Annotated in this window: 16 protein-coding genes and 1 tRNA gene; 12 read left to right on the top strand and 5 right to left on the bottom strand. The window is 36.9% G+C overall.

What is annotated here, in order from left to right; translation table 11 throughout:
• Window positions 1-11 precede the first annotated feature (11 nt).
• The 11 genes from IPL24_11245 (at window position 12) to IPL24_11195 (ending at window position 9959) form a co-directional block, all read left to right on the top strand.
• Window positions 12-86 (top strand) — tRNA-Val (locus tag IPL24_11245).
• Between the two features lie 785 nt (window positions 87-871).
• Window positions 872-1408, top strand: coding sequence for a hypothetical protein (locus tag IPL24_11240; protein ID MBK8364224.1), 537 nt, complete (start codon window positions 872-874; stop codon window positions 1406-1408).
• Window positions 1390-1452, top strand: a complete 63-nt coding sequence (locus tag IPL24_11235; protein ID MBK8364223.1) for a hypothetical protein — start codon at window positions 1390-1392, stop codon at window positions 1450-1452. The genes IPL24_11240 and IPL24_11235 overlap by 19 nt, the downstream gene beginning before the upstream one ends.
• A gap of 147 nt (window positions 1453-1599) precedes the next feature.
• Window positions 1600-2457, top strand: a complete 858-nt coding sequence (gene scpB / locus IPL24_11230) for an SMC-Scp complex subunit ScpB (GenBank protein ID MBK8364222.1) — start codon at window positions 1600-1602, stop codon at window positions 2455-2457.
• A 117-nt stretch (window positions 2458-2574) separates the two neighbouring features.
• Window positions 2575-3360 (top strand): DUF3108 domain-containing protein, encoded by a 786-nt coding sequence (locus tag IPL24_11225; protein ID MBK8364221.1) that lies wholly within the window; start codon window positions 2575-2577, stop codon window positions 3358-3360.
• A gap of 630 nt (window positions 3361-3990) precedes the next feature.
• Window positions 3991-4941, top strand: coding sequence for a tryptophan 2,3-dioxygenase (locus tag IPL24_11220; GenBank protein MBK8364220.1), 951 nt, complete (start codon window positions 3991-3993; stop codon window positions 4939-4941).
• Between the two features lie 281 nt (window positions 4942-5222).
• On the top strand, window positions 5223-7376 hold the full coding sequence (locus IPL24_11215; protein ID MBK8364219.1) for a TonB-dependent receptor: 2154 nt from the start codon (window positions 5223-5225) through the stop codon (window positions 7374-7376).
• Window positions 7377-7411: 35 nt separating this feature from the next.
• A complete protein-coding gene (locus IPL24_11210; GenBank protein ID MBK8364218.1) occupies window positions 7412-8050 on the top strand; it encodes a hypothetical protein in 639 nt (212 codons plus the stop codon).
• Window positions 8051-8087: 37 nt separating this feature from the next.
• Window positions 8088-8669: a hypothetical protein gene (locus IPL24_11205; protein ID MBK8364217.1), complete on the top strand. Its 582-nt coding sequence runs from the start codon at window positions 8088-8090 to the stop codon at window positions 8667-8669.
• A gap of 17 nt (window positions 8670-8686) precedes the next feature.
• Window positions 8687-8971 (top strand): transcriptional regulator, encoded by a 285-nt coding sequence (locus tag IPL24_11200; protein ID MBK8364216.1) that lies wholly within the window; start codon window positions 8687-8689, stop codon window positions 8969-8971.
• A 175-nt stretch (window positions 8972-9146) separates the two neighbouring features.
• Window positions 9147-9959, top strand: coding sequence for a class I SAM-dependent methyltransferase (locus IPL24_11195; protein MBK8364215.1), 813 nt, complete (start codon window positions 9147-9149; stop codon window positions 9957-9959).
• Between the two features lie 4 nt (window positions 9960-9963).
• Here the strand turns inward: IPL24_11195 and ispG are convergent, their stop codons facing one another.
• Both ispG and IPL24_11185 read right to left on the bottom strand, forming a co-directional pair.
• Window positions 9964-11943 carry a (E)-4-hydroxy-3-methylbut-2-enyl-diphosphate synthase gene (gene ispG / locus IPL24_11190; protein ID MBK8364214.1) on the bottom strand — a complete coding sequence of 660 codons (1980 nt, stop codon included), beginning with the start codon at window positions 11941-11943 and terminating at the stop codon, window positions 9964-9966.
• 102 nt (window positions 11944-12045) lie between these two features.
• Entirely contained in the window at window positions 12046-12738 is a 693-nt protein-coding gene (locus IPL24_11185) for a T9SS type A sorting domain-containing protein (GenBank protein MBK8364213.1), read from the bottom strand.
• A gap of 137 nt (window positions 12739-12875) precedes the next feature.
• On the opposite strand from IPL24_11185, the gene IPL24_11180 reads away from it, so the two are divergent.
• Window positions 12876-14336, top strand: a complete 1461-nt coding sequence (locus IPL24_11180) for a hypothetical protein (GenBank protein ID MBK8364212.1) — start codon at window positions 12876-12878, stop codon at window positions 14334-14336.
• A 17-nt stretch (window positions 14337-14353) separates the two neighbouring features.
• Here IPL24_11180 and IPL24_11175 read toward each other — a convergent pair whose 3' ends face one another.
• From IPL24_11175 to IPL24_11165, 3 genes are all read right to left on the bottom strand, one after another.
• Complete coding sequence (locus IPL24_11175; protein MBK8364211.1) at window positions 14354-15235, bottom strand: hypothetical protein; 882 nt, start codon at window positions 15233-15235, stop codon at window positions 14354-14356.
• Window positions 15232-15783 carry a polysaccharide deacetylase family protein gene (locus tag IPL24_11170; protein MBK8364210.1) on the bottom strand — a complete coding sequence of 184 codons (552 nt, stop codon included), beginning with the start codon at window positions 15781-15783 and terminating at the stop codon, window positions 15232-15234. Before IPL24_11170 ends, IPL24_11175 begins: the two co-directional genes overlap by 4 nt.
• A 669-nt stretch (window positions 15784-16452) precedes the next feature.
• On the bottom strand, window positions 16453-19542 hold the full coding sequence (locus tag IPL24_11165) for a DUF2723 domain-containing protein (GenBank protein MBK8364209.1): 3090 nt from the start codon (window positions 19540-19542) through the stop codon (window positions 16453-16455).
• Between the last annotated feature and the right edge of the window lie 248 nt (window positions 19543-19790).

The following is a 19790-nucleotide window of genomic DNA, read 5'->3' as shown; positions in this document are numbered from 1 at the left end:
TACATGAAAAAGGGCGATTAGCTCAGTTGGTTTAGAGCACTACCTCGACAAGGTAGGGGTCACTGGTTCGAGCCCAGTATCGCCCACTTTTTAAAGAAAAAGAAATTATAGATCTGATCAAGACTTATTAGGTAACGCGTGTGTTTTAATTTCATTCACGTAAATTAACAAATTTTATGAAGTTAAAATTTTACATTCAACTTTTAAACAAGAAAATTGGTCATGAAAATATTTTACAAATCCAAAGACTTATTTATGAATTTAAAGGTTCTGTGTGTCTTAACTTTCCTATTCTTGTTTTCTTTTCAATCAATTAGTCAATCGACTATTTATGTAAAGTATTCACAATTGGAATAAGAGCAATTGTTTCAGCAATGCGGGTGTTTGTTGGAAAGATTTTAGTGGAAAATAGTTACTACTATTATACTAACCCCTATTGACCATTTCAAGCGATGGAAATTTGCTCTATCTCTCATCAATGCAAACTTCTGGAACTGGTATTCTTCATTATTATCCCTCAATAATTGTTATGGATACTAACGAGTGTTAGAAATTTTTATCCCAAAAATATCCATCATTATTCAATCATACAAAATCGGCGTGGTGGATCTGCGAAATACTCATCATTTTGGAGCAAATCGTATAGATACAAATGGAGTTTTTAGCGGAGGGTTTGAAGTTTGGCGTGGATCTAATACTTATTTTTCTTCAATCAAATTAATGAGTGATTCAAGTTATTTACTTTCAAATCAGTCAGCATCTTTTGGCCCCCGGTAGCAAAGCAACAAAAAAAATCAGCTCATCTGCAAAGAGTGAGGTTCCTAATAACACAATTCTCTTTTTCAGCGACCAACCACGAAATTTTTTCACCATGGTGGATTCTAATCCAAATGGTGTTGTTCTTGCGACAAGAGTATGGCCTATGTCTTCAATATTTTGTTACGGAAATTTGGAGTTTGCAAATGGTAAAATTCTTTTTGATGATAACACTTCTTTATTTGAGTTTAATTACCAACTCTATGATTCATGTCTTGGACCAGGAATTACAACAACTGCGTCCATTGTTCATGAGCAATTGAATACAGGAACAGCTTCCGGTCAAATTTTATCTTCATTTTTACCTTCAAATCATCCTACAATCACTGCATATTCTTTTTTCAATTACCACCACGACCAATCTCACCCAATTTGCTTAACCCTTGAATCAAACACTGATCTCATAAATCCTGGATCTGCCAATTGTGTTTTTCCAAATCCTGTTATCGAGACCTTGAAAATAAGTTGTGAAAAAGAAGTTGAAAATGGTATATTTGAATTATTCGATATGAATGGAAGTATTATAAAGTCAGGTTTATTTGTCAATGAAATTGATGTAACAGCTGCACTGGGATTTATTTTCTTAGAATAAAAGATAAGAATTATTCAATCGTTGAAAAGTTTATTAAATTATAGCTGTCAATGTCTTGCATCAGAGCCAGACTCTTACCATTTAACTTGACAGTGCTACTTACCACTCACTACTTACTAACATTTGTCAACAAATAATTTTGCTTTCAACCGTTTATTTATCAATATTCGCATCGTTAATTAAAGGAAAGAATGGAGTTATTAAAACAACAGGTCGAAGCGCTCATATTTTGCTCAGAACAAAGTATTTCGCTCGATGAAATTAAGGCTTCTTTGAAATTGTCGTTCGAATGGGAACTGACAGATGAAGAGGTTATCGAGGCTATTGAAGGAATTAAATCGAAATATTTATCGGACGACTTTGCATTTGAATTGATTGAGATCTCTGAAGGATACCAGTTTTTGACGAAAAAGCAATATCACCCTACGATCAACTCCCTTATTCAGCATAAATCGAAGAAAAAACTCTCGGTTTCTCAGATGGAAACGTTGGCTATCATTGCTTATCGTCAGCCAATCTCAAAGTCTGAAATTGAACACATTCGTGGCGTAAGCTGTGATTATGCTGTTCAGAAACTTCTCGAAAAGGAATTAGTTGAAATTTCAGGAAAAAGTGATGGTCCCGGTCGTCCTGTACTTTATAGCACAAGCCGTAATTTCATGGATTACTTCGGTATCAAGAATGTGAAAGATCTTCCTCAACTGAAAGACCTTCATGTAGATGGAAATGAGATCGGTACTGCTACTGAAATGATGGATTCTTCTGATCTTGAAAATGCAGCTCCTTCTGAAAATGAAAACCCGGAATCGGATGTAAATTCGATAGATATTCCTGAAAATTCAGAAGAAGTAACAGCATTGGAATCTGCTCCTGAAGTTGAACCTGATATGTCCGAAATTCAGGAAATTTCAATGGAATCAGAAGAATTGGCAGATGCTGAGGAAGTGATGGAAATTCCTGATCGCAAGGCTATTTATCTGGAAAATGAGCATAATGTTGAGGCAATCGATGAGAATGCTGAAATTAAGAACGAAAACGAAGAAGAATAAACATCTCCTGTCATTATAGAAATAAAAAGCGGCTGAAAACGTTATGTTTCAGCCGCTTTTTTCGTTAACTTTAAATATGAAAATTCATTTCGGTACAGTGTTTGCAAAACCGCTAGCATGAAAAATAAAATCAGTCTTTTCATTGCATTACTCTTCGTCGGATTTTCAGCCGACAGTGTAACGCCAACAGGACTTCGATCAGTAAATAATACAGCCTTCAAGCCGGGCGAAGTTTTAAAATTCAGGATCCATTATGGTATCATGGATGCCGGTGAAGCAACTCTAGAAGTCAAACCCGATTATACAAATTTAGGTGGCCGCGATTGTTATCATTTCGTAGGAAGTGGTAAATCTGTCGGAGCATTCGATTGGTTCTTCAAAGTTCGTGATCGTTATGAAAGTATTGTCGACAGAGACGCAATGATTCCATGGTTGTTTATCCGACGTGTAAATGAAGGTGGATATATCATCAATCAGAATGTCAGCTTCAATCATTATTCTGATTCTGCAAAAAGTGAAAAAGCAACGATCGCTATTCCTGATAATACACAAGATCTAGTTTCTGCATTCTACTATGCGCGGACAATTGATTTCACATCAGCAAAAGAAGGTGATATTTTTGAAGTCACAGGATATTTAGATGATGCAGTGATTCCACTGAATCTTAAATTCCTTGGAAGAGAAATTGTCTCCAGCAAAAAAGGAAATTTCCGTTGCATCAAACTCCGTCCAATGCTTCAACAAGGTCGTGTATTCAAAGACCAGGAAGACATGACGATCTGGGTAAGCGATGACCAGAATAAAATTCCGGTTCGGGTTCAGACAGATATTATGGTTGGTTCGATAAAGATGGATCTTGTGGATTATTCGAATCTTGCAGGGCCGCCGGCTATAGTGAAATAAGGATTTGTCATTGGTAAAGAGAAAGTATCAATATGTCAAAAGTTCTTGAGTAAATGGAAATTTGTTAGAAGGACGTTATTATACTTTCCTGACAAGTCAACCTGCAATAGGTAACTTTTAATTTTTCAGAAATTACTTCATAAATTATTTATCATAAACTCGATGCGAAACCCCACCCAGAAGGGGGGTATGATTAAAAACATTTTTTTTCTGCCAAAATGTGACCCTTCTGGGTTTGTCATCTTGATTCAATAGAATTGTATATCGGTCGCATGATTCGACGCCCGACCCCAGCGGGGTCACATGTTGGTAGAAAAACGAATGTTTTTCGTGAACACGACCCCGGAGGGGTCGTATGTGATTGGGCAATCTGTTTCATTTGAAAAAATAAATTTTATTTTCGTTGCATGTTGCATGGCGTTTTCATATGCGACCCCGCTGGGGTCGTGATTACAATCATATTTTTTTTCTACCAATATGTGACCCCTCTGGGGTCGGGAGATGCAAATCAAAAATTATCAATTCAATAAGCTGTTTGTTTGCTCCTAAGGAAATTGCGTATCCTGTAAACCTGAATCCTTTCCCAGTAACAACTTCCAAGGAATTGAATTTTTTTCCGACCTTGTCCCCATGGAAATCAAACCCGAAGTTGCCAAACGAATAGAAGAGCTGGAGAAAAAGTACAATGCCATGGGACAGGATCTGCTGTCTTACCTTGATGGATTGTTGTATGCAGATTTTCTTACCTACTGGGATTATATTCATGTCGATACTTTGTTGTCGCTGCAAAATCCAAAGACAAGTTTTCCGGATGAACATATTTTTATTATGTATCATCAGATCACAGAACTTTATTTCAAATTATGCCTGCATGAATTCGATCAGATAGCTGCAAAAGAAAATCTGGATGCTAAATTTTTTATTGCACGTTTAACACGCATCAATTCATACTTTGAAAACCTCATTCGTTCATTCGATATCATGGTGGATGGAATGGAGCATCAGCAATTTTTAAAATTCAGAATGAGTTTGCTTCCTGCAAGTGGTTTCCAAAGCGCTCAATACAGAATGATAGAGATCTGTTCAACAGAATTCATTCGTTTGGTGAGTAAAGATCATCGAGATAAATTCAATTCAACTTCTCCGATTGAAGAAATGTTTGAATTCATCTACTGGAAAGCAGGTGCGACAGAATTAGCAACAGGGAAAAAGACATTGACTCTCGAACAATTTGAGCAGAAATATTCTGACACTCTGATATCTTTGGCAAAGCAAAGAGTTGCAACTAATTTTCATACGCTATATAACAAACTTCCTGAAGCAGAAAAAAGTAATCCGAAGTTGATAGCAGCATTAAGGACATTAGATGTTTGCGTCAATATCAACTGGCCATTAAGTCATTATAAATCTGCAGTCCGTTATCTGCAAAAAGATCCGGAAGACATCAAAGCAACCGGTGGAACGAACTGGCAAAAATATCTGCCTCCGCGTTTCCAGCGCCGGGTGTTTTTCCCTGAATTATGGACTGAAGAGGAAATGTCGGAGTGGGGGAAAAGCTGGGTTGACAGTGTGATTGGGTAATATTTTTTTAAACACAGAGAAAAAGGAGGAAAAAAGGGAGAAAAATTGAATGAAGTAAAATGAAGTAAAATGAAGTGAAGTGAAATGAAATGGACTGCTGCGAAAGACATTAACCTCTTATTCTCCTTTTTCTCCCTTTTTTACTCCTTTTTCTCCGTGTTTAATTTTTTTCTGAAATACCCAAACCCATAAACATCTCAAATACAATAAAATACAAATTTTTCGTGCATTTAATTTGGTTTATAACGTAAACTAATTTATGTTTGTCATGTAATTAGGTCATGAAAACAAAACTACTCCTACTATTTAGCCTGCTACTTATTCAGGTAACCGCTTCAGGCCAGACGACCATTTTCGGGACCGTCAAGGATTCAAAAGGTGTAAGTCTTCCGGGCGTTAACATTTTCATCAAAGACACTTATGATGGCGCAACTTCCGATGCAGCCGGAAAATATTCTTTCGAAACAACAGAGACAGGAGAAAAAATCCTGGCCGCTACTTCAATCGGCTTTCAGGCATTTGAACAAAAAATTTCTTTGTCATCACAACCACTCTCTATCAATATCATTTTAAAAGATGCAGTGAGTGAATTGAAAACGGTAACCATCTCCGCAGGTTCTTTCGAAGCAAGTGATGAAAAGAAAATGGTAATGCTTCGTCCGCTCGACATTGTTACAACAGCCGGAGCTTCCGGTGATATCTATGGTGCAATACAAACATTACCGGGTACAGGTTTAGTAGGTGAAAGAGAAGGACTCTTTGTTCGAGGTGGCGATGCATCGGAAACAAAAACATACATCGATGGTTTACTCGTCGACAATCCATATTTCTCTTCGGTTCCTGATGTACCACAACGTGGAAGATTTTCTCCTTTCCTTTTCAAAGGAACTTCATTCAGTAGCGGAGGTTATTCGGCGCAATACGGTCAAGCTATGTCGTCTGTTTTAATTCTGGAATCACAGGATTTCCCTGATCAAAGTATGACAAATATCGGCGTCATGTCAATAGGATTAAGTGGAGGTACAACAAAACTTCTTAAAAATAAAAAAACATCAATCGGAGTTTTTGGCGGTTACACAGATCTTGGTCCATATTTTAAATTGTTTTCACAGAACCGCGACTGGAAAAAATCACCACGTGCTGCTAACGGATCTTTCATTATGCGTCATAAAACTTCCAAGACAGGATTGCTGAAAGCATTTGCTTCTTATTCATGGAATGAACTTGCGCTTGCAGTTTCTGATACAGCAGATCCACTCTTGGAAAGAAAATATGATTTTAGTTTACGCAACAATAATTTTTATTCTTCCCTGTCTTATAAAGAAATAGTTTTGAAATCATGGACATTAAATGCTGCTGCATCTTATAGTGATAATAAAGATTTCATTTTTATAAATGATTTTCCGATTCAGAATAAAAATTCATTTCTTGAAACAAGATTATCTTTTTCTCATCCTATCAGCGAACTTTCTGTCATACGATTTGGTGGAGAATTTCAAAATGTGAATAGTTCAACAGCTTACTCCACATTCTCATCAACTGAATTCAAAGAAAAATATACTGCAGCATTTGTCGAAGCAGATCTTTACATAACTACGAAACTGGTTTCAAGAATTGGACTCAGAGGAGAGAATTCTGAAATCCTGAGTAAACAAAATCTTGCTCCAAGAATTTCGCTGGCATATAAAACCGGTGAATTCAGTCAGTTCTCTTTTGCATACGGCGATTTTTACCAAGTGCCGCAAAAAAATAACATACTGAGTTATACAAATACCGGTTTGAATTTCGAACAGGCAACGCATTACATTCTGAATTATCAATATGTAAGTGATAAACGTACTTATAGAATAGAAACATATTATAAAGATTACAGCAACTTGTTCTACTTAAATCAGAATAATTTTTCGGGAACGAATAATGGATACGGACATTCAAGAGGAATTGAATTTTTTTATCGTGATAAGAAAACAATTAAAAGAGCTGATTACTGGATCTCATATTCTTTTCTCGATACAAAAAGATTGTACAATAATTTTGAAAAGGAAGCAATGCCAACTTTTGCTGCGAATCATACAGGTAGTATAGTGTTCAAATATTTCTTTCCAAAGATAAGTTTAGCGCCGAGTCTCACATACGGATATAGCACCGGTCGGCCATATTACAATCCCAATAATCCTGACTTTCTTAGTGACCGCACCCGTGATTATCATAACCTGAGTGTGAGTTTCAGTTACCTTACAAGTATTAAAAAATCATTCACGGTACTTGTATTCTCCGTTAACAATGTGCCGGGAGTGAAAAATGTTTTCTCCTATAATTATTCTTCCGATGGTTCAAGAAGACAGGAAGTTGGACCGACATCAGCGAGATTTTTCTTTATAGGAATGTTCGTCAATATTGGTTCACAAAAAGATGATTCTGATAAATTCAATTAAGTAATACTCATACACTACTTCAAAACAAAAAACTCATGAAAAAGATTCTTTTTATTCTCCTAATCAGTGTGATCTCCATTTCTTCAAAAGCAGGTGATCCGAAATATATGGCTGTCATGGAAAGAAATGTTGCAATGCTCGACTCTGCAACAGAAATTACAACATACAGCGTTGCGAATAATACCTTCGAACGGATTGCAAATGCAAATCTTACTGAATGGCTACCGTTGTATTACCAGGCTTTCTGCACTGTAATGATCGGCATGAAACAGGAAACTCCTGCAAAGAAGGACGAGTACTTTGATAAAGCCGAAGCAATTATCAATCGTGCTGATGAAATCAGTCCTGACAACTCTGAGATCGTTGTGATTCAGTCATGGGTGAATTCAATGAAGATCAGTATCGATCCGATGACTCGAGGGCAAAAACTTGGACCTAAATCAGGAATGCTTACTGAAAGATCGCTGATGTTAAATCCGGAAAATCCACGTGCATATTTTCTGAAAGGTTCCGGACTATTTTACACTCCTGCAAATTATGGTGGTGGAAAAGATAAAGCTTTACCTGTTCTTCAGACTGCGTTGGATAAATTTAAAGCTGAAAAACCGATAAATAAGATCGTTCCTCATTGGGGACAAGCAGTAACTGAACAACTTTTAGAGCAATGCAAATAAAAGGTATAGTGTTTCATAATTCTTTAAAAGAAATAATATGGAAAATGATAAAATAATTAATTCTGAACAAGGTCTTGAACTTATCGAACGAATGATAAGGACAGCCCAACATGAAGTGGAAGATGAGAGCTTTTATTTTCTGCTTTGGGGGTGGACAGTTTTTGCTGCAACGGTTCTGAATTTTGTTCTGTTGAAGATCGATTATGAATATCCATATATAGGCTGGATGATCTTAATGCCGGCCGCCGGAATAGTTACTTCAATCTATGGCAGCAGACAGGAAAAGAAAGTTAAAGTGAAATCATATATCGATTCATTGATGAAATATGTATTGGTATCATTTTTAGTTTCACTATTTATGGTACTCTTCTTCATGTCGAAGTTGCAATTAAATACTTATCCGATGGTAATGATTGTGTATGGCTTCTGGTTATTTATTTCCGGAGGAGCATTGAAATTTAAACCTCTCATTGTAGGCGGGATCATCAACTGGATCCTTGCAGCTTTTTCTTTCTTTCTTTTTTTTGAACAGCAATTAATTGCCCTTGCCTTTGCCGTACTGCTTGGTTACATAATACCAGGACATATGCTCAAGAATAAGTTTAAGAAAGCTTCCTGAATACTAACACAGTGAATATGTTTGATGAATTAGATCCACTTTTACATTCGCAACTTCGCCTCGCAATTATGTCGGTACTCATCGGCGTAAAAGAGGCGGAGTTTTCTTATTTGAAGGAAAAGACAGGAGCCACAGCAGGAAACTTGAGTGTGCAGATCTCAAAATTGAGTGAGGCTGATTACATTTCCGTTGAGAAAACTTTCCGTGATAATTATCCATTGACAACCGTACAAATTACAAAGAAAGGAATCGCAGCATTTGAAGGATATGTTAAGGCTCTCCAGAATTACATCAAAAAATAAAGTCAAAAGGGTGCCTTAAAAGTTTGATAACCCCATGGATTGTTCAATTCTTTTTTGTTCTTTGTAGAATAATTCAACGACACGATTGAAAGAAATCTCCTATAAATTCAGGTATATCACTGAATGTGATATGTGTAAATGTCCATCTACCAGGTTTAAAATGGTAGGTCGAAGGATGGATCGTTCTCAAGGTAAAAATCCGAGGCGAAAACCTGCATTGATCACTTCAATTCAGAAATGCATGAACTGTGGATTGATCTTTTCTAATCCGCAACCATTGCCGATAAATATTCAGGATCATTATGGAGTAGAACCTGCTGAATATTGGAATGAAAGCTATTTTAAACCCGATATCATCGGTAATAATGCAAGAGTACTGAAAGCAACCAGGTACGGGGGCCAGAATGGAAAAATTCTGGACATTGGTATCGGTGTTGGTTTTGCAATGAAAGCAATGCTTGATGCAGGACTGGATGTAATAGGAGTAGAACCATCAGAAGAATTTTGTGATTATGCTATAAAAAAAACCGGAATACCCGAATCAAGAATAGTCCGGAGCTCTATTGAAAATGCAAAATTTCAGAATGACTATTTTGATTACATAAATATGGGTGCTGTACTTGAGCACCTCGCTTCGCCCTCTGAAAGCTTGAAACAAGCTCTTCAATACGTTAAGAAAGGTGGCAAAATTGAAATTGAAGTTCCTAATTCTTCATGGACTGTAAACAAAATTTTTAATCTATTCTACAAATTTACGTTTCAGCCTTTTGTGGCAAATATAAGTCCGATGCATCCGCCATACCATCTTTTCGAATTCGACTTGAAGTCGTTCAAATTAAATGGCGCAATAAATAACTATAAAGTAGTTGACCACCATTATTTTGTCGGACCTACTTACCTGCCTTCGTTTTTAAATAGTGTACTTCGTAAATTTATGGAAAAGACCAAAACAGGAATGCAATTAATTGTTGTAATAGAGAAACTTTAAAATTCTAACTTCTTCGCTCTACCCAATCTCCGTTTTCCCTGATAAGATTGATCAACTCGTCTACAGCTTTTTCAGAGTCTATGTTTCTTGAGACAACTTCTCTTCCTTTATAGAGTGTGATCTTTCCAACTCCGGTTCCGACATATCCATAATCAGCATCTGCCATTTCTCCGGGACCATTCACTATACAACCCATTATCCCAATTTTAATTCCTTTTAAGTGATCAGTTCTTGTTCGGATCTTTGCTGTTGTTTCCTGCAAGTCGAATAATGTACGGCCACAACTCGGACAACTGATGTATTCTGTTTTAGATATTCTTGTTCTGCTTGCCTGAAGAATTCCAAAAGCTGTTGAATTCAATTGCTTTCTTGCAGTAATGCGAGGAGCTGAGATCCAGATTCCATCACCAAAACCATCAAGGAACAATGCGCCATTATCTGTTGATGCATAAAGCGAGATTTCATCGACGTTGTCAAGAGAATATGATCTGCGGATGATAACAGGTAAATCAATTTTACATCTGTTTAATTCAATAAACATCCGGCGCTGTTCAGCCATGCCATGTTCATTTTCTGTTTCAAAAACTAAAACTGTAGTTGAACTGAATTTTTTTATTGAATTAAATGTATCGCTAAAAATATCTTCAATTGTAACTAAAACAAAGTTCAATGAAGCTGATCTTATTTCTGAATTCAGATATTCGTTAAAAGTAAAAAGCGGATAATTTCTGATCCTGTTTTGCTCCCACGATTTTTGATTGACAATAACTCCCAGTGTTCCGGGAATATCAAAGTCTACCTGATTGTTTCCGGTGAAAATATAATCACAAGCCTGGTCGCCGATATTCCATTTGTCAGCATCAACCACATATTGATATCCACATGAAAATAATGCTGCAGCAGAAATGTTTTCAAGCCCACTTAAATCTGCAATTACCCGGGGGACATCATGTCCGCCAAAATTTCCAACAGGAGTACTTTTTCTTCTTTGATATTCAAATGGTGAATATGATAATTGAAGATCCGATTCAATATTCAATTTTCCGGTAATTGTAATGTCGTGAATTGGTTTAGATAGAACTTTACGCTTTGAATACCGGTCAACAAGTGCTTTAGCAACAGGGATCTCAAATTCCGGATCTTCTGTTAACGAAACACGAATAGTATCGCCAATACCATCTTCAAGTAATGTTCCGATACCTGCTGCAGATTTAATTCGTCCGTCTTCTCCTTCACCGGCTTCTGTTACTCCGAGATGTAGTGGATAATTCATACCGGCAGAATTCATTTTCGCAATCAACAAACGATAGGCTTGAACCATCACCTGCGGATTACTTGCCTTCATCGACAAAACGATATTGAAATAATTTTCATCTTCACAAATACGTAAAAATTCCAAAGCTGATTCAACCATGCCCAATGGAGTATCTCCATAGCGACTCATGATCCTGTCACTTAAAGAGCCATGGTTAGTTCCGATTCGCATAGCGGTTCCGTATTCTTTACAGATCTTTACGAGTGGAACAAATCGTTCACGGATGCGATCAAGTTCTTCTTCATAAGTTGAATCGGAATAATCTATCGTTTCAAATTTCTTTTTGTCTGCATAGTTTCCCGGATTCACACGAACTTTCTCAACGATTCTTGCAGCAGCTTCTGCAGCATTTGGTGTGAAATGAATATCAGCGATCAAAGGAACCGTATAGCCACGTTTCTTGAGTTCGTTTCGGATGTTGGCTAAATTTTTTGCGTCGTTCAGACTTGGCGCTGTAATGCGAACCAGTTCGCAACCGGCATCGATCATTCTGATACTCTGCTCAACAGTTGCAATTGTATCCATCGTATCAGTTGTCGTCATCGACTGAATCCTGATCGGATGATTTCCGCCAATGATAAGATCACCCACTTTCACTTCACGGGTGATCAATCTTTCATAAGCTGTTAAACTGCGACAATAGCCTCCTTCGAGGTTTTTTTGTTCCATAATTTTAGAAAGAACAAAGATAGGGACGAATAGTTAATAACGAATAACTAATAACACATTCAATCCGGTGTACAGTGCTAATCACAACTTACCAATTTCCACTTACCTTTTAATCAACCTTCTGCTAACGGGCTTACCGGATTTGTCGGTGTATTGCAGAATGTACATACCCGGAGTCCAGTCGGTCGTTGGAATATAGTTGAACCCTTCGTTCAATTTAATGACTGTTCGTCCCAACATATCGACAATTCTTACCTGTTTAGCAGCTATATTTAACGGAATTTCGAGGGCAACAAAATCGTTTAAAGGGTTTGGACTGATAATAACCGGTTCTTCGGCTATGTTTGTTAAACCACCAAGCAGAGAAACATAATAGATATGAAAAGTAAGACTGTCTGATATATGAGGAGTGGTTCTGGCCTGTGGCCAAACAACTACAATATTATCTCCATCTTCAAAATGCGTAGGCTTAAAAACAAAGCCAGATGCATTGATCAATGCCGAACTGCCGAGCTGAATAGAGTAAAGCGCATTGGTGTCCTCATAGAGGATATCAGGCCCTGATGCAGGCGTCCCTCCCTGTATAAAAATCGTAATGTTATCAGCATTCAGAAGAGTATTGCCAATGTTCTGAACCTGGATCAGGATGCTGTCGTAGGTCAGACTTTCATAAGCAGTATCAGTCGGTGAAACAGGGAATCTGCTCAGACTTGAAATCTGTAAATGCACCTGTGCATTAGACGACAGGAAAGTTCCTGCCATGAAAAGGGTCAAAAGTATGTAGCGTATTTTCATTCTGTTCTTATTTGAATAATCAAATTTAAACAATGCCTTGACAGACACTATTTAATTTTTTATATTTCTTACTTATTCAAAATAGGTGTAATTGCAAATTCAAGCTAAAAATCAGCTTTTTTGAGAATAATTTTGTCATGGATGTATTAAATTCTATCGTTTCAGGTATGTCGAAGGAACAAGTTCGTTTCTTCAAGCTCTTTATGGGCAGAAGTCATTACCATGAAGACAGGATGGATGAAAAACTGTTCGACTACATGCGGAAGTCGGGCGACGAATACGATGAAGAAAAGATCGTTCATACACTTTATCGTAAGAGCGATAAGAATGCGTTCTACCGCTTAAGAAATCGATTGCTTGCGGATCTGAATAAAAGTCTGATGTTACAGCATGTTGATGATGACGAAAATTTATATCTGTTGCATTTGCTTTCTCTGGCGAAATATTTTTTAGGAAAGAACAATACAAAAACAACATTGTATTTTTTAAAAAAGGCAGAAGCGCAAGCCCTCAAAACCGAGAATGCAGAATTGCTGGATATAATTTATGGTGACTACATCCGGCTCTCACATGAGATGGTAAGCATCGATCCTGAAAAATACATCCAACTCCGTTTACAAAACCATGAACAGATAAGAAAAGTGAGAACGATCGATGATGTATTGGCCGTTGTAAGTTATAAAATGAAGGTTACACAAAATTTTTCGTCAGATGAAAACCCTGTCCTCGAACTTCTTGAACAAACGGTCAAACAATATTCATCAGATGTAGAATTGCAGAAAAGTCCGATGTTGCGTTTTAAGATCTATCACTCCGTTAGTCAGATCTTATTGCAGAAACGGGATTATTTTTCACTTGAAGAATATCTGCTAAAAACATTTGGCGATTTTACATCCGACAAACTTTTTAATAAAACAAATCATGATGTAAAACTTCAAATGCTTGTTTACATCATCAATGCTTTATTCAAGAACAACAAAGTGAAAGAGTCATTGGTGTATGCAAATAAATTGCGTGAAGCAATGGAAGAATTTAGCCGGTCGCTTTATGACAAGTATTTGTTCTTTTATTACAATTCATTGGTGATCAATTACAGTAAATCTGACCGTGGCCGGGCTATTGAAATTTTAAATGAAATGCGGACGAATGAAAAGATCGTTTCTGTTCCATTCTATGAAATGTTTATCTACCTGAATTTATCAGTTTCATATTTTGATACGAAAGATTATCATCAGTCAATCCGGAGCCTGAATAAACTTTTTATTCTGAAGGGTTATATAACTGCCGATCAGTCGTTGCAATTTAAAATCGCTATTGCTGAATTGATGATCCGTTATGAGTTGAAAGACTTTGACGTACTTGAAAATAAAATCCGTCTTATTAAAAAAGAATACAACGATTTCTTCACCCGTAAATCAAATGAAAGAGAAGTATTGATGATAGAAGCCATTTCAAACCTGATCAAAACCGATTCACTTCGAAAAGAAAAAACGTTGATGACCAAAATAAAAAACCTCATTCTGACTCCTTCCAACAAAGAAGCTGCTGATGCCGACATTTTAAATTATCGGTTGTGGCTGGAGGAGAAGATAGGATAAGGAGAATGGAGGTGCGATTATTTCCCCGGCATCAAACCTTTACAAGTATTCCCACGAAACTGACTTTTCAATCGGTAAGGTTTGAAAAGTGATGTTGTCAGATAAAAAGTCAAATGGATATTTGTATAAACATACCAGTCGCTGTTTTTTGGATTACCACGTGGTGAAAATGAAACATTAGGTTCTACTGATGAATCACTCAGATACAATGCTACCGGACCTTGTGCATTATATAATGCTGATTTGTCGGGGTAGTTGCCACTAACATCATCTAAATAATCAGTGAAAGTTTTTCTGAAACCCGTTTCTGCTCCTGCATCAAAATTTTTACTCACTTTTATTTTGAAACCGATTCCAAGTGGAACTGAAAATTGTTGCAATTTATAAGGCTCAGGATATGTTCCCGGTAAATGCTGACCTTCTGTTCCGATTGATTGCAGATCATATTCTACACCATTAATTGAACGCTTTGGAGCGAATTGAAAATAACTTATCCCTGCAAATACATATGGAACAGCAAAATTTCTTTTCGTAAATCCTCTCTTTCTCGTTTGCAATGAATACAGAATATGAAATCCTGCTTCATTGATGTCACTATAGAAACTCAGGTTTCTTTGTCCATTGCTCGTGAAATTAGCCTGTGCATCATTCGCAGCAATACTTCCATGTAATACTGCAACACGAAAATGTATTCTTGGAAAAACAACGAAGATTGCATGCAATCCAAAAGCAGGTTTTGTAAAGACGAGTGTAAAATTGTCGTCGAGGTCGCCCTCATAATTCATGGCTCCGCCTGAAATTCCAACGCCTATTGTACCACGTGTATCCTGAGCAGAAGTTGTTGATTGTAAAATTAATAACAACAACATGGAATAAAAGATCAAAAATGTTATTTTCATTGCAGTGCAGAAAAAGTATATCCTTCTTTCGATAAATAATCCAGGGTTTTTGGAAGAGCAATCCGTAATCTTTTTTCTGCTTTCAGACTATCGTGAAAGACAACGATTGAACCTGGTTTACAGTTTTTTCGGACTTTGTCGAAACAATATTCGCCGACTACACTTTCGTCATAATCTTTTGTCAAGACATCCCACATGATGATCTTGTAATTTTTTTTAAGATGATTTATCTGAGTAGGTTTTATTTTTCCGTAAGGCGGACGAAACAGATCGGAGTGAATTATTGCATTACACTTTTCTATATTTTCGAAGTAGGTTTTGTTGAAATTCGTCCAGCCATTTAAATGGTTCATGGTGTGATTACCAATTTTGTGACCATTCTCTATTATCATTTTGTACACCTCCGGATTTTTTTTCACGTTATCTCCAACACAAAAAAAAGTTGCTTTTGCATTGTACTTGTTAAGAGTTTCAAGTACCCATGGTGTTATAATTGGAATTGGGCCATCATCAAAGGTAAGAAAGACTTCGCGCTTGTCTGTTTTCACAGACCAGACAGAGGTTTTTCGTAAGTGAAGCTAGGAGAGTGGACAATTAGTAATTGTAATTAATAATGTGCTTATTGGTATTTGGTTATACCTTTCAATTGCAAGGTACAATTTTTAGGATTATATTAATGTGTATCCCGCAGATTCCGCAGATAAGGCGCAGATCTGTTTTACTTTTATCAAACAACATTTTTCAATTCAAATTAATATTAGAACGGTTTGCAAAGCGTTCCAAAAATCTGCGCCTTATCTGCGTATTTTTCTGCGATCCCGATAACTATCGCTTATACATCAACTTAATTATATTTATCTCTATTGAAATTAAGTGAGATGTCGTCTATTATATTGCAATCAGCTGTAGCTCTAGCGCTCATGTACAGTCTAGTGTTACCAAAAGTTTGCCTAACGGGCCGAATAATTTATAAATTAACAACGAATACTTCATTAGCCTTTACCAAAGACATTTAGCTTTAGCTGACAGCAGTAAAGGCTAATTAGAAAAAAATATTTTTTTCTAATTAATCTCATTTCAACAGAACGATATACTATTCATTTATTTTTATCTGAAGTTGACACCTAAGCGATATGTATCGCGACTGAGGGAAATAATTGAATCAAAAAAAAGCCGGTCCCTTTTTCGAAATACCGGCTTCAAATTTATTAGTTCAATTACATTCCTGCTTTTGAAACAGCATCAACAAATGCTTTCTCAGCTTTTTCTGACAGAGCTTTCTGATCAGTTTGTTTCATTGTCTGTGACATTGCCTGAAGAATATACAATGCCTGATTCATTTCTGCATCTACAAGTTTGTAGTATTTAGTTCCTTTCAGACTTGCATAATATTCCATGTTATCGCCGTAGATTGCTAATAATCGTTCTGTGATTGCATTTCCTTTTGCAACAAGTTCATTTTTATTGGTCATTTCTGCATCATTTATCGTAAGTGGTGCATTTGGTTTATTCATCACACCGGCAGCACGATAATATAATTCAGCAACTTTCGCCATGAAGTAATTGTATGGAACAGTTTTGTCAGGCATTACTTCAAGACACTTGTCCAGCACTTTTATTGCTGAATCACGTTTTCCTGTAACCATTAATTCTTCTGCAAGACGAGAGAAATTGATACGGAAATTTGTTGTCATTCTTAAATTGTTTTCGTCCAGATAAACTTTTTCATCGTTCATGTTTCCGAATTTGAATTTGTTCATGACGTTGTTATACATCTTGTCAACTTCAACACGACCGGGAACGATTTCCTGTTGTGCAACTTCTGTCCTGATCGGAACAACACGATATGCAAGTCCTTCTAACTGGAAGTATGGTTCAAGATTCAGGTAGTTGTCAGATCCAACAGTTGTTGCAAAATAGATCGGACGTTTCCAGTTATTGTTTGCAAGAATGTTAAGGATCATCAGATCATTTTTCATCAGATAACTTCCGCCGATTGACCATTCCATTGTTTTAACGATCATGTCTGCGTTCTCCGGAGAAACAACTCCCTTTGCAATAACCTGTGCTGAATCGATTGTCAGACGAATATTCTTCCTTGGGAAATAATTGATTTCTTCACCGCTATTTGTTCTAGCTTTTGCTTCCGCTTTATCGCTTCCCATGAAGTCAACTAATTCTTTCAACTCAACAGAGCCCTTTACTCCACGGTCATAATATGGTAAGTAATCACGTTTACCTAAATTATATTTGTCGGATGCCCATGAAATATCAATCGGTTCTGAGTCGTAATATTTTCTTTTCAGCTGATCAATATACCAGTCAGTATTCAGTAGACTTAAATTGACAACGCGAACATCCGTTCTGACACCTTCAACTTCCTGAGCGTACCATAATGGGAAAGTATCATTATCACCATTTGTAAAAATGATAGCATTCTTTTCACAAGAGTTCAGATAATCTGTTGCGAAGTCACGTGAAGTAAAACGATTTGAACGATCGTGATCATTCCATTCTGCTTTCACCATTACAAATGGAACAGCTACCAGACAAACTACAGATGCAATACCTGCAGCAGTGCTGCCATTGATCTTTTTCTTTAAGAATTCATAAATGGATAATACTCCAATACCGATCCACATGGCAAATGCATAGAACGATCCGGCATAAGCATAATCACGTTCACGAGGTTGTTGTGGTGTACCATTCAGATAGATCACAATTGCAATTCCTGTAAAGAAGAAAAGCAACATTACTACCCATGCATCTTTATTGTCGCGCGAATAGTGATAGATCATTCCAATTATTCCAAGTATAAAAGGGAGGAAGAACATTGTATTTCTCGCCTTATTGTTTTTCATTCCTTCGGGAATTTTATCCTGTGGTCCTAAACGGAATTCATCAACAGCTTTGATACCACTGATCCAGTTTCCTTTTGTAATTCCACCCGGACCCTGAAGATCATTCTGACGTCCGACAAAATTCCACATAAAATAACGCCAGTACATTTCACCCATCTGATAGACAAAGAAGAACTTCAGATTTTCACCAAACGTTGGGGTCCGGTCACCTTTTATATCTGCCCACTTTTTATATTCGTTGATATGGTTAGGCTGATTGCTCCACATTCTTGGAAATGGAGTGGTCTTGTCAGCTTCATATACCGGAGTGATCTTACGACCCGCTTCTACATATTTATCGGCATCATCAACTTTTGCGTAGTTCATGTCGCCTTCTTCCTGGTTAACAACCTTTGCATTATAATATTGTCCCATGAACAATGGACGTTCTCCGTACTGTTCACGTTTCAAATAAGAGATAAAGTTGAAAACGTTTTCAGGATTGTTTTCATCTAACGGCGGATTTGCATTTGATCGGATCACAATTTGTGCAAACGTTGAATAGCCGATGAGTATAAATGAAACACAAAGTACAGCAGTGTTCCATACCGGCATATCTTTTCTGCGGGTGTAACGATACGCCCAGAATAAAAATGCAATGATGACTATACTATAAAGTATAATACCTGTTCCAAAAGGCATTCCTAGTCCATTCACAAATAAGTAATCAATGGATCCTGCGAGAGTGATCATTTCAAGAATGATTCCATACTGAATGAAACCAAGAATTGCTGTTCCAACAAGTGCAGTATAAATAATTCCTTTTGTTGAAATTGTATAACGTTTGAAATAGTATACAAATGCAAGTGCAGGGATAGTAAGTAAGTTCAATAAATGGACTCCGATACTTAATCCCATAAGATATGCGATAAGAATTAACCACCGCAGGTTGTGTGGTTCTTCAGAAGCATTTTCCCATTTGAACATTGCCCATACAACGATAGCAGTGAAGAATGATGAACTTGCGTAAACTTCACCTTCAACAGCAGAGAACCAGAATGAATCGCTGAAAGTATATGCCAGGGCACCAACTAAACCGGCTCCCATGATTGCAATAATTTTATCAGTTGTAAGTTCTGCTGCTTTCTTCAACACAAGCTTTTTTGCAAGCGCTGTGATCGTCCAGAATAAAAACAATATTGTGAACGCACTCATCAATGCTGAGAGGATGTTCACCATTATTGGAATTTTCGAAATGTCATCTCCGGCGAAAAGAATGAATACTCTTGCAAGCATCAAAAAGAATGGTGCACCCGGTGGGTGACCTACTTCAAGTTTGTGTGCTGTTGCAATGAATTCACCACAATCCCAGAAACTTCCGGTCGGTTCGATGGTTGAAATAAAAGTAAAAGAGGCGATCAGGAAAGCAATCCAACCTACTACATTATTAATGCGCTGGTAATTCATAGAATCAAAGAAATTTGAGTGCCTGCGAAGGTAGAAAAATAATGAAATAAGACTAACTTCATATTTCCTCCAAAAAAGAAAATTAGGTTTTTTTAACGAAATCAAACTATCGGACCTCTTGAAGGGTCAAAATGTGCAAAAACTGTTCAAAACCTCATAATTGTAAGGAAGTCATCGTATTACAATATTTTTATCTTTGCCGCGCTTACATTGCAGTATCTTCTGAGGGGAATCGGAAGAATTACTAC

Source organism: Bacteroidota bacterium (assembly GCA_016711505.1).
Taxonomy (GTDB): domain Bacteria; phylum Bacteroidota; class Bacteroidia; order AKYH767-A; family 2013-40CM-41-45; genus JADKIH01.
Note: the sequence above shows the minus strand (reverse complement) of the source record. Positions and strands in the feature narration are given on the sequence as shown.